The 11,771-nt window shown below is 60.3% G+C and carries 6 protein-coding genes; all 6 read left to right on the top strand.

Annotation, left to right across the window (positions count from 1 at the left end):
* Positions 1-687: 687 nt before the first annotated feature.
* Genes N037_RS19640 through baeR form a run of 6 tightly spaced genes read left to right on the top strand, consistent with a single transcriptional unit; the run spans position 688 to position 11,625 of the window.
* Complete coding sequence (locus N037_RS19640) at positions 688-1,890, top strand: MdtA/MuxA family multidrug efflux RND transporter periplasmic adaptor subunit (RefSeq protein ID WP_032642842.1); 1,203 nt, start codon at positions 688-690, stop codon at positions 1,888-1,890.
* Entirely contained in the window at positions 1,890-5,012 is a 3,123-nt protein-coding gene (locus N037_RS19645; protein ID WP_032642844.1) for an MdtB/MuxB family multidrug efflux RND transporter permease subunit, read from the top strand. Before N037_RS19640 ends, N037_RS19645 begins: the two co-directional genes overlap by 1 nt.
* Positions 5,013-8,090, top strand: coding sequence for a multidrug efflux RND transporter permease subunit MdtC (gene mdtC, locus N037_RS19650; protein ID WP_032642846.1), 3,078 nt, complete (start codon positions 5,013-5,015; stop codon positions 8,088-8,090).
* Positions 8,091-9,506: an MFS transporter gene (locus tag N037_RS19655; protein WP_032642847.1), complete on the top strand. Its 1,416-nt coding sequence runs from the start codon at positions 8,091-8,093 to the stop codon at positions 9,504-9,506. It abuts the gene before it with no gap.
* Positions 9,503-10,906, top strand: coding sequence for a two-component system sensor histidine kinase BaeS (gene baeS, locus N037_RS19660; RefSeq protein ID WP_023336297.1), 1,404 nt, complete (start codon positions 9,503-9,505; stop codon positions 10,904-10,906). The genes N037_RS19655 and baeS overlap by 4 nt, the downstream gene beginning before the upstream one ends.
* Entirely contained in the window at positions 10,903-11,625 is a 723-nt protein-coding gene (baeR, locus tag N037_RS19665) for a two-component system response regulator BaeR (RefSeq protein ID WP_032642850.1), read from the top strand. Before baeS ends, baeR begins: the two co-directional genes overlap by 4 nt.
* Positions 11,626-11,771 lie beyond the last annotated feature (146 nt).

Below are 11,771 nucleotides of genomic sequence, written 5' to 3' on the forward strand. Positions count from 1 at the left end.
GCAACCAGGCACTCTTTATAAGAACCAGGATGCTCCATTTAATTGCGAGCGAAATTTGCCGCGCCAAAAAAGTATTATTCGAAATAACCTTCCCCACAACACCATAAAATACGAAAAACCTTAACATCTCTAAGAATTTTCTTATCAAAAATAGGTTAGCAACACCCGACAGCAACATTAAAATCTTATAAATAAATAATTTGCAGTTTTTAATACTTAATTAAACACAAATTAAGGATTTTAAATCTATTCTTATTTTTTGATACAAATCAAAATAGGAAAAGAATGCGAAAAAGCTAAAAAACATTATGAATCAATTAACTATTGAACTCGTTCTAAAATAAAAACGTTTGTTAAATTTTTGCTAAAAATATGCATCAATTTAGTACGGAGTGGAAAATTCCTATACTATATTAATAATGACAGGAATATTCTTAGATTTTTAATTAATAATAAATACCGAGCAGCAGGTTATATTTTTTATCGAAGAAGAGTGACTTCGGAATATTCCACGAATAAAGAATATTCCTGGATTAAACCGAATCCGCGAAGCGCTACGCAACGAAGCCGCACCGGCACCATTCAGACCATTCCTGACAGTCTTCCATATTTCCTCCATTTTTCCGCGGTGTTAGCTGACTAAACTAGTATCATTCCCCGAAGTATTCAGGATGAGAACGTATAACGATGAAAGGTAGTAACAACTCCCGCTGGGCAATCGCCGCTGGCATCATTGTGGTGGCCCTTGCCGCCGCCTGGTACTGGCACAGTCAATCCGCGAACTCCGCCGCCCCCGCTGGTGCCAGTAGTCAGGCGCAGCGCCCTGCAGGCGGAGGACGTCACGGTATGCGCGGCGGCGCGCTGGCGCCGGTCCAGGCAGCCACGGCGGTCAATAAAGCCGTTCCGCGCTATCTCTCCGGACTGGGGACAATAACTGCCGCCAACACCGCCACGGTGCGCAGCCGCGTCGACGGTCAGCTCATGGCGATCCACTTTCAGGAAGGTCAGCAGGTGAAAGCGGGCGACCTGCTGGCGGAAATCGACCCAAGCCAGTTCAAGGTGGCTCTTGCCCAGGCGCAGGGACAGCTGGCGAAAGACAAAGCCACCCTCGCCAACGCCCGCCGGGATTTAGCGCGCTACCAGCAGCTGGTGAAAACGAACCTGGTATCGCGTCAGGAGCTGGACACCCAGCAGTCGCTGGTCAGCGAAACGCAGGGCACCATCAAAGCCGACGAAGCCGCCGTGGCCAGCGCCCAGCTGCAGCTGGGCTGGAGCCGCATTACCGCGCCGATTGACGGGCGCGTGGGCCTGAAGCAGGTCGATATCGGCAACCAGATCTCCAGCGGCGACACCACGGGCATCGTGGTGATCACCCAGACCCACCCGATTGATTTAGTCTTTACCCTGCCGGAAAGCGATATCGCGACCGTGATGCAGGCGCAGAAAGCCGGTAAAGGCCTGGTGGTGGAAGCCTGGGACCGCACCAACAAGCAGAAACTGAGCGAAGGCACCCTGCTCAGTCTGGATAACCAAATCGACACCACTACCGGCACCATCAAGCTGAAGGCGCGCTTTTCTAATCAGGACGATGCCCTGTTCCCGAACCAGTTCGTGAACGCGCGGATGCTGGTTGCAACCGAAGAAAACGCGGTGGTGATCCCCACCGCTGCGCTGCAGATGGGCAACGAAGGTAACTTCGTCTGGGTGCTGAACAGCGACAATAAAGTTAGCAAGCACCTGGTGAAAACCGGTATCCAGGACAGCCAGACGGTGGTCATCGCCGCCGGCCTTTCCGCAGGCGACCGCGTGGTCACCGACGGCATCGACCGTCTGACCGAAGGGGCCAAAGTGGAAGTGGTTGAACCTGCGAAACAGGGAGAGAAATCCTGATGCAGGTGATGCCCCCAGGCTCTACAGGCGGGCCGTCACGCCTGTTTATCCTCCGCCCTGTCGCCACCACGCTGCTGATGGTGGCGATCCTGCTCGCCGGGATTATCGGCTATCGCTTCCTGCCCGTGTCGGCGCTGCCGGAGGTGGATTATCCCACCATCCAGGTGGTGACGCTCTATCCAGGCGCCAGTCCGGATGTCGTGACATCCGCCATTACCGCCCCGCTGGAGCGCCAGTTCGGCCAGATGTCGGGGCTAAAACAGATGTCCTCCCAGAGTTCCGGCGGCGCATCCGTCGTGACGCTTCAGTTCCAGCTGACGCTGTCGCTGGACGTCGCCGAACAGGAGGTACAGGCCGCCATCAACGCCGCCACCAACCTGCTGCCGTCGGATCTGCCTAACCCGCCGGTCTACAGCAAGGTGAACCCGGCGGATCCGCCGATCATGACGCTTGCCGTCACCTCCTCCGCCATGCCGATGACCCAGGTCGAAGACATGGTCGAAACGCGCGTGGCGCAGAAAATTTCTCAGGTTTCCGGCGTCGGCCTCGTCACGCTGGCGGGTGGCCAGCGCCCCGCCGTGCGCGTGAAGCTGAACGCGCAGGCGATTGCCGCGCTGGGCCTGACCAGCGAAACCATCCGCACCGCCATCAGCAGCGCCAACGTTAACTCGGCAAAAGGCTCGCTGGACGGCCCCACCCGCGCCGTGACGCTCTCTGCCAACGATCAGATGCAGTCCGCCGATGAATACCGCCAGCTGATTATTGCTTACCAGAACGGCGCGCCGGTGCGTCTGGGCGACGTGGCTACCGTAGAGCAAGGTGCCGAAAACAGCTGGCTCGGCGCCTGGGCCAACAGGCAGCAGGCGATCGTGATGAACGTGCAGCGCCAGCCGGGCGCTAACATTATCGATACCGCCGACAGCATCCGCACCATGCTGCCGCAGCTGATCGAAAGCCTGCCGAAATCGGTCAGCGTGAAGGTGCTTTCCGACCGCACCACCAACATTCGCGCGTCGGTCACCGACACCCAGTTTGAGCTGATGCTGGCGATTGCGCTGGTGGTGATGATCATTTACCTGTTCCTGCGCAACGTGCCGGCGACCATTATTCCTGCCGTCGCCGTGCCGCTCTCGCTGGTCGGGACCTTTGCGGTGATGGTGTTCCTCGACTTTTCGATTAACAACCTGACGCTGATGGCGCTCACCATCGCCACCGGGTTCGTGGTGGACGACGCCATCGTCGTTATCGAGAACATTTCGCGCTATATCGAGAAAGGCGAAAAACCGCTGGCGGCCGCGCTGAAGGGCGCGGGCGAGATCGGCTTTACCATTATCTCGCTGACCTTCTCCCTGATTGCGGTGCTGATCCCGCTGCTGTTTATGGGCGATATCGTCGGGCGGCTGTTCCGCGAGTTTGCCGTCACGCTGGCCGTTGCCATTCTGATCTCCGCCGTGGTGTCGCTGACCCTGACGCCGATGATGTGCGCCCGCATGCTGAGCCACGCGTCCCTGCGCAAGCAAAACCGCTTCTCCCGCGCCTCCGAGCGCATGTTCGAGCGGATTATTGCCGCCTACGGCCGCGTGCTGGCGAAAGTCCTGAACCATCCGTGGGCAACCCTCGGCGTCGCGATCGGCACGCTGGCGCTCAGCTTGATGCTGTGGATTTTCATTCCGAAAGGCTTCTTCCCGATCCAGGACAACGGCATTATTCAGGGCACGCTTCAGGCCCCGCAGTCGGTCTCCTTCGCCAGTATGGCCCAGCGCCAGCAGCAGGTGTCTGAGATCGTCATGAAAGATCCGGCGGTAGAGAGCCTGACCTCCTACGTGGGCGTCGACGGCACCAACCCGTCGCTCAACAGCGCGCGTCTGCAGATCAACCTCAAACCGCTGGATGAACGCGACGATCGCGTCAACGCCGTCATTGAGCGTCTTCAAAACGCCGTCGCGCGCGTGCCGGGCGTGGAGCTTTACCTGCAGCCGATTCAGGATTTGACCATTGATACCCAGGTCAGCCGCACGCAGTACCAGTTCACGCTGCAGGCCACCACCCTGGACGCGCTCAGCACCTGGGTGCCGCAGCTGGTGAATAAGCTTAACACCCTGCCGCAGCTCGCCGACGTCAGCAGCGACTGGCAGGACAAAGGGCTGGCGGCCTACGTGAACGTCAACCGCGATACCGCGAGCCGTCTGGGCATTACCATGGCGGACGTGGACAACGCGCTCTATAACGCCTTCGGTCAGCGCCTGATCTCCACCATCTACACCCAGGCCAACCAGTATCGCGTGGTGCTGGAGCACAACACGGAGAACACGCCCGGCCTGGCGGGGCTGGACTCGGTGCGCCTGACCAGCAAAGACGGCGGTATTGTGCCCCTGAGCGCTATCGCCACGGTGGAAGAACGCTATACCCCGCTGTCGATCAACCATCTGGATCAGTTCCCGTCCACCACCATTTCCTTCAACGTGCCGGACAATTATTCTCTCGGCGAAGCGGTGGAGGCCATTCAGGCTGCTGAAAAAGAGCTCAGCTTCCCGTCCGATATTCAGACCCAGTTCCAGGGCAGCACGCTGGCGTTTCAGGCCGCGCTGGGTAACACCATCTGGCTGATCGTCGCGGCGGTCGTGGCGATGTACATCGTGCTCGGCGTGTTGTACGAAAGCTTTATCCACCCGATCACCATCCTCTCTACCCTGCCGACGGCAGGCGTGGGGGCGCTGCTGGCGCTGATGCTGGCGGGCAGCGAGCTGGACGTCATTGCCATCATCGGCATCATCCTGCTTATCGGGATCGTGAAGAAAAACGCCATCATGATGATCGACTTCGCCCTGGCCGCCGAGCGCGAGCAGGGCATGTCGCCGCGCGATGCCATCTTCCAGGCCTGCCTGCTGCGTTTTCGTCCGATCCTGATGACCACGCTGGCCGCCCTGCTGGGCGCGCTGCCGCTGATGCTCAGCACCGGCGTCGGCGCGGAGCTGCGCCGTCCGCTGGGTATCGGCATGGTCGGCGGTCTGCTGGTGAGCCAGGTGCTAACGCTCTTCACCACGCCGGTGATCTACCTGCTGTTTGACCGCCTGGCGCTGTGGACCAAAAGCCGCTTCCCGAAACGTGAAGAGGAGGCATAAGTGAAGTTTTTCGCCCTCTTCATTTATCGCCCGGTAGCGACGATTTTAATCTCGCTCGCCATTACCCTCTGCGGCGTGCTGGGCTTCCGGCTGCTGCCGGTGGCTCCCCTGCCGCAGGTGGATTTCCCGGTGATCATGGTCAGCGCCTCGCTGCCGGGTGCGTCACCGGAGACCATGGCCTCCTCGGTTGCCACGCCGCTGGAGCGTTCCCTTGGGCGGATTGCGGGGGTCAACGAGATGACCTCCAGCAGCTCGCTGGGCAGCACGCGCATCATTCTGGAGTTCAGCTTCGACCGGGATATTAACGGCGCAGCGCGCGACGTGCAGGCGGCCATCAACGCCGCGCAAAGCCTGCTGCCGAGCGGAATGCCGAGCCGCCCAACCTACCGCAAGGCCAACCCGTCCGATGCGCCAATCATGATCCTGACGCTGACCTCGGATACGTATTCTCAGGGGCAGCTGTACGACTTCGCGTCTACCCAGCTGGCGCAGACAATCTCACAAATTAACGGCGTCGGTGACGTGAGCGTCGGCGGGAGTTCCCTGCCCGCCGTGCGCGTGGGCCTAAACCCGCAGGCGCTGTTCAACCAGGGCGTGTCGCTGGATGACGTGCGCTCCGCCATCAGCAACGCCAACGTGCGTAAACCGCAGGGAGCGGTGGAGGACGGCAGCCACCGCTGGCAGATCCACACCAACGACGAGCTGAAAACCGCCGCGGAGTATCAGCCGCTCATTATTCACTACAACAACGGCGCGGCGGTGCGCTTGAGCGACGTTGCCAGCGTCACCGACTCGGTGCAGGACGTGCGCAACGCCGGGATGACCAACGCTAAGCCGGCGATTCTGCTGATGATCCGCAAGCTGCCGGAAGCGAATATTATTGAGACAGTGAACAGCATTCGCGCCCGTCTTCCGGACCTGCAGGAGACCATCCCGGCCGCGATCGATTTGCAAATTGCCCAGGATCGCTCCCCGACCATTCGCGCCTCGCTTGAAGAGGTGGAGCAAACGCTGATTATCTCCGTCGCGCTGGTGATCCTGGTGGTCTTCCTGTTCCTGCGCTCCGGCCGCGCGACGCTTATTCCGGCGGTGGCCGTGCCGGTCTCGCTGATCGGTACCTTTGCCGCCATGTACCTGTGCGGGTTTAGCCTCAACAACCTGTCGCTGATGGCCCTGACGATTGCCACGGGCTTCGTGGTGGATGACGCCATCGTGGTGCTGGAAAACATTTCCCGCCACCTGGAGGCCGGGGTGAAGCCGCTTCAGGCCGCGCTGCAGGGCACGCGCGAGGTGGGCTTTACGGTGCTCTCCATGAGCCTGTCGCTGGTGGCGGTGTTCCTGCCGCTGCTGCTGATGGGCGGGCTGCCGGGCCGGCTGCTTCGCGAGTTTGCCGTCACCCTCTCGGTCGCGATCGGCATTTCGCTGGCGATCTCCTTAACGCTGACGCCAATGATGTGCGGCTGGATGCTCAGGCGCAGCAAACCCCATTCGCAGCCGCGCCGCAAAGGCTTTGGCCGTTTCCTGATGGCGATGCAGGAAGGCTACGGCAAATCGCTGAAGTGGGTGCTGAACCATACCCGGCTGGTCGGCCTGGTGCTGATCGCCACCATTGGGCTCAACGTCTGGATGTACATCACCATCCCGAAAACCTTCTTCCCCGAGCAGGACACCGGCGTGCTGATGGGGGGGATACAGGCGGACCAGAGCATTTCGTTCCAGGCGATGCGCGGCAAGCTGCAGGACTTTATGAAGATCATTCGTGAAGACAAAGCCGTGGATAACGTCACCGGCTTTACCGGCGGGTCACGCGTCAACAGCGGGATGATGTTTATTACCCTGAAACCGCGCGGCGAGCGCAACGAAACCGCCCAGCAGGTGATTGACCGCCTGCGGGTAAAGCTTGCCAAAGAGCCGGGGGCAAACCTGTTTTTGATGGCCGTTCAGGATATCCGCGTCGGCGGCCGTCAGGCGAACGCCAGCTATCAGTACACGTTGCTCTCGGACGATTTAGCCGCCCTGCGCGAGTGGGAGCCAAAGATCCGCAAGGCGCTGGCCGCCCTGCCGGAGCTGGCGGACGTCAACTCCGATCAGCAGGACAACGGTGCCGAGATGGCCCTGACCTACGACCGTGAAACCATGTCGCGTCTGGGCATTAACGTTGAAGCCGCCAACAGCCTGCTGAACAATGCCTTTGGCCAGCGCGAGATATCCACCATCTACCAGCCGATGAACCAGTACAAGGTGGTGATGGAGGTCGATCCGCGCTACACCCAGGACATCAGCGCCCTGGACAAAATGTTTGTGATTAACAACGACGGCAAGGCGATTCCGCTCTCCTACTTTGCCAGCTGGCAGCCTGCCAACGCGCCGCTGTCGGTGAACCATCAGGGGCTTTCGGCGGCGTCGACCATCTCCTTTAACCTGCCCGCCGGTTCATCGCTTTCTGAAGCCAGCGACGCAATCCACCGTGCGATGACGCAGCTTGGCGTGCCGTCCACCGTGCGCGGCAGCTTTGCCGGGACCGCGCAGGTGTTCCAGGAGACGATGAACTCGCAGGTAATTTTGATTCTGGCCGCCATCGCCACGGTTTATATTGTGCTGGGCGTGCTGTACGAGAGCTACGTGCACCCGCTGACCATTCTCTCGACGCTGCCGTCGGCGGGCGTGGGGGCGCTGCTGGCGCTGGAGCTGTTCGGCGCGCCGTTCAGCCTTATCGCGCTCATCGGGATCATGCTATTAATTGGTATTGTGAAGAAAAACGCGATCATGATGGTCGACTTCGCGCTGGACGCCCAGCGCAACGGCAATCTGTCGCCGGAAGAGGCGATCTTCCAGGCCTGCCTGCTGCGTTTTCGTCCGATCATGATGACCACCCTGGCGGCGCTGTTTGGCGCGCTGCCGCTGGTTATCTCGGGCGGCGACGGCTCCGAGCTGCGCCAGCCGCTGGGGATCACCATTGTCGGCGGCCTGGTGATGAGCCAGCTGCTGACGCTGTACACCACGCCGGTGGTCTATCTGTTCTTTGACCGCCTGCGGCTGCGCTTTTCGCGTAAAAACAGAACCACGGTGACCGGGTAAATGACTGAGCTTCCCAGCAGCGTTCGCTGGCAATTATGGATAGTCGCCTTCGGCTTTTTTATGCAGTCGCTGGATACGACCATCGTCAACACCGCCCTCCCCTCCATGGCGAAAAGCCTGGGGGAGAGCCCGCTGCATATGCATATGGTGATAGTCTCCTACGTGCTGACGGTGGCGGTGATGCTGCCTGCCAGCGGCTGGCTGGCGGACAAAGTTGGGGTGCGGAATATCTTCTTTACCGCCATCGTGCTGTTTACCACCGGCTCGCTGTTTTGCGCCCAGGCCAACACCCTCGACCAGCTGGTGATGGCGCGGGTGCTGCAGGGCGTTGGCGGGGCGATGATGGTGCCCGTCGGGCGGCTAACGGTGATGAAGATTGTGCCGCGCGAGCAGTACATGGCGGCGATGACCTTTGTGACCCTGCCGGGTCAGGTGGGGCCGCTGCTGGGCCCGGCGCTCGGCGGCATTCTGGTGGAGTACGCCTCGTGGCACTGGATCTTCTTAATCAACCTGCCGGTGGGCATCATCGGCGCCATCGCCACCCTGACGCTGATGCCGAACTACAAAATGCAGACGCGGCGCTTTGATTTCTTTGGCTTTATTCTGCTGGCGGCAGGCATGGCCACGCTCACTCTGGCGCTCGACGGGCAAAAAGGTCTGGGGATTTCGCCCCTGACGCTCGGGCTCCTGATCGCGATCGGCGTTACCGCCATACTGTGGTATCTGAGGCACGCCAGAGGTAACGATAAGGCGCTGTTCAGCCTGAACCTGTTTAAAAACCCTACCTACCGCCTTGGCCTGTTCGGCAGCTTCGCCGGACGCGTCGGCAGCGGCATGCTGCCGTTTATGACGCCCGTGTTCCTGCAAATTGGCCTGGGTTTCTCGCCGTTTCACGCGGGCCTGATGATGATCCCGATGGTGCTCGGCAGCATGGGAATGAAGCGCATCGTGGTGCAGGTCGTGAACCGCTTTGGCTACCGTCACGTGCTGGTGACCGCCACGCTGGGGCTGGCGCTGGTCAGCCTGCTGTTTATGGCCGTAGCGCTGATGGGCTGGTACTACGTTCTGCCGCTGGTGCTGTTCTGCCAGGGGATCGTCAACTCCATGCGCTTCTCGTCGATGAATACCCTGACGCTGAAGGACCTGCCTGACGAACTGGCGAGCAGCGGCAACAGCCTGCTGTCGATGATCATGCAGCTCTCAATGAGCGTCGGGGTGACCATCGCGGGCTTACTGCTCGGCATGTACGGCCAGCACCACCTCAGCGTCGACACGCCGGTGGCGCATCAGGTCTTTTTGTATACCTATCTCAGCATGGCGGTCATCATCGCCCTGCCCGCTTTCATCTTCGCCAGAGTGCCGGATGATACCAGCAAGAACGTCGTCATCAGGCGCGGCAAAAGGAGTGGTTCATGAAATTCTGGCGTCCGGGCATTACCGGCAAGCTCTTCGTGGCGATATTTGCCACCTGTATCGTCCTGCTGGTCACCATGCACTGGGCGGTGCGGATCAGCTTCGAGCGCGGTTTTATTGATTACATCAAGCATGGCAATGAACAGCGTTTACAGGGCTTAAGCGATGCGCTGAGTGAACAGTACGCCCAGCACGGCAACTGGCGTTTTCTGCGCAATAACGACCGCTTTATTTTCCAGATCCTGCGCTCGCTGGAGCACGATACCGGTGACGATCGTCCGGGACCAGGCATGCCGCCGCACGGCTGGCGCACCCAGTTCTGGGTGATTGACCAGGACATGCGCACGCTGGTGGGTCCGCGCGCGCCGATACCGCCGGACGGCACCCGTCGTGCGATCAAAGTCAATAATGCGACAGTCGGCTGGGTTATCGCCTCTCCGGTGGAGCGCCTGACGCGCAACACCGACATCAACTTTGACCGCCAGCAGCGTCGGACGAGCTGGCTGATTGTCGCCCTCTCCACCCTGCTCGCCGCGCTCGCCACCTTCCCGCTGGCGCGCGGTCTGCTCGCCCCGGTGAAACGGCTGGTGGAAGGCACGCACAAGCTGGCCGCCGGGGATTTCACCACACGCGTCGATACCCGCAGCCAGGACGAACTGGGCAAGCTGGCGCAGGATTTTAACCAGCTCGCCAGCACGCTGGAGAAGAACCAGCAGATGCGCCGCGACTTTATGGCCGATATCTCCCACGAGCTGCGCACGCCGCTGGCGGTGCTGCGCGGCGAACTGGAGGCCATCCAGGACGGCGTGCGCCAGTTTACGCCCGAATCGGTCGCCTCCCTGCAGGCGGAGGTGGGCACGCTCACCAAGCTGGTGGACGATCTCCACCAGCTCTCCATGTCTGACGAGGGTGCGCTGGCCTACCAGAAAGCGCCGGTGGACGTGATTAACATTCTGGAAGTGATCAGCGGTGCCTTCCGCGAGCGGTTTGCCAGCCGCGACCTGAAAATCGACCTCTCCCTGCCGGACAGCGCAGTGGTGTTTGGCGACAAGGATCGTCTGATGCAGCTCTTCAACAACCTGCTGGAAAACAGCCTGCGCTACACCGACAGCGGCGGCGGGCTGCACATCTCCGGCAGGCAGGAAAACGGACGCTTTGCCCTCACCTTCGCGGATTCCGCCCCCGGCGTGCAGGACGCGCAGCTGGAAAAACTGTTTGAACGTTTCTACCGTACCGAAGGTTCCCGCAACCGCGCCAGCGGCGGTTCCGGCCTGGGGCTGGCGATTTGCGTTAACATCGTCGAGGCGCATAATGGCACGATCCGCGCCGCCCATTCGCCTTTTGGCGGGGTTAGCATTACAGTAGAGTTACCTCTGGAACGGGATTTATCGAGAGAAGTATGACCGAGTTACCCATTGACGAAAACACGCCGCGCATTTTGATCGTGGAAGACGAGCCGAAGCTGGGGCAGCTGCTGATCGACTATTTACGCGCGGCCAGCTACGCCCCGTCCCTGATAAGCCACGGCGACCAGGTGCTGCCGTACGTGCGCCAGACCCCGCCGGATCTGATCCTGCTGGATTTAATGCTGCCGGGCGTTGACGGACTGACCCTCTGCCGGGAAATTCGTCGTTTCTCCGACGTGCCGATCGTGATGGTCACCGCGAAAATCGAAGAGATCGACCGCCTGCTGGGGCTCGAAATTGGCGCGGACGATTACATCTGCAAACCCTACAGCCCGCGTGAAGTGGTCGCCCGCGTGAAAACCATTCTGCGCCGCTGCAGGCCGCAGCGCGAGCTTCAGGTGCTCGACGCCGAAAGCCCGCTGATTGTCGACGAAAGCCGCTTCCAGGCAAGCTGGCGCAGCAAGCTGCTGGACCTGACGCCTGCGGAGTTCCGCCTGCTGAAAACCCTCTCCCACGAGCCGGGGAAAGTCTTTTCCCGCGAACAGCTGCTGAACCACCTGTATGACGATTACCGCGTCGTGACCGACCGCACCATCGACAGCCATATCAAAAACCTGCGCCGCAAGCTGGAGGCGCTGGACGCCGAGCAGTCGTTTATTCGCGCGGTGTATGGCGTGGGGTATCGCTGGGAAGCGGATGCGTGCAGGATTGCGTAGTCATCCGCGGGTCAATGTAGGCCGGGTAAGGCGAAGCCGCCACCCGGCACAATAACTTTACCTCCCTGCCCCGCAGCGCTACAATGCCCGCCCTTAAAGTGGGGGATCTCCCCTTACCGCTGCACCTGGTGCACGCGGATCTGACC

The organism is Enterobacter sp. EGD-HP1, from assembly GCF_000733275.2.
Taxonomy (GTDB): domain Bacteria; phylum Pseudomonadota; class Gammaproteobacteria; order Enterobacterales; family Enterobacteriaceae; genus Enterobacter.

What these genes read in the sequence shown, in the direction of transcription:
- N037_RS19640 (WP_032642842.1), top strand. Translation starts at nt 688, where the DNA reads ATGAAAGGTAGTAACAACTCCCGCTGGGCAATCGCCGCTGGCATCATT.
- N037_RS19645 (WP_032642844.1), top strand. Translation starts at nt 1,890, where the DNA reads ATGCAGGTGATGCCCCCAGGCTCTACAGGCGGGCCGTCACGCCTGTTT.
- N037_RS19655 (WP_032642847.1), top strand. Translation starts at nt 8,091, where the DNA reads ATGACTGAGCTTCCCAGCAGCGTTCGCTGGCAATTATGGATAGTCGCC.
- baeS (WP_023336297.1), top strand. Translation starts at nt 9,503, where the DNA reads ATGAAATTCTGGCGTCCGGGCATTACCGGCAAGCTCTTCGTGGCGATA.
- baeR (WP_032642850.1), top strand. Translation starts at nt 10,903, where the DNA reads ATGACCGAGTTACCCATTGACGAAAACACGCCGCGCATTTTGATCGTG.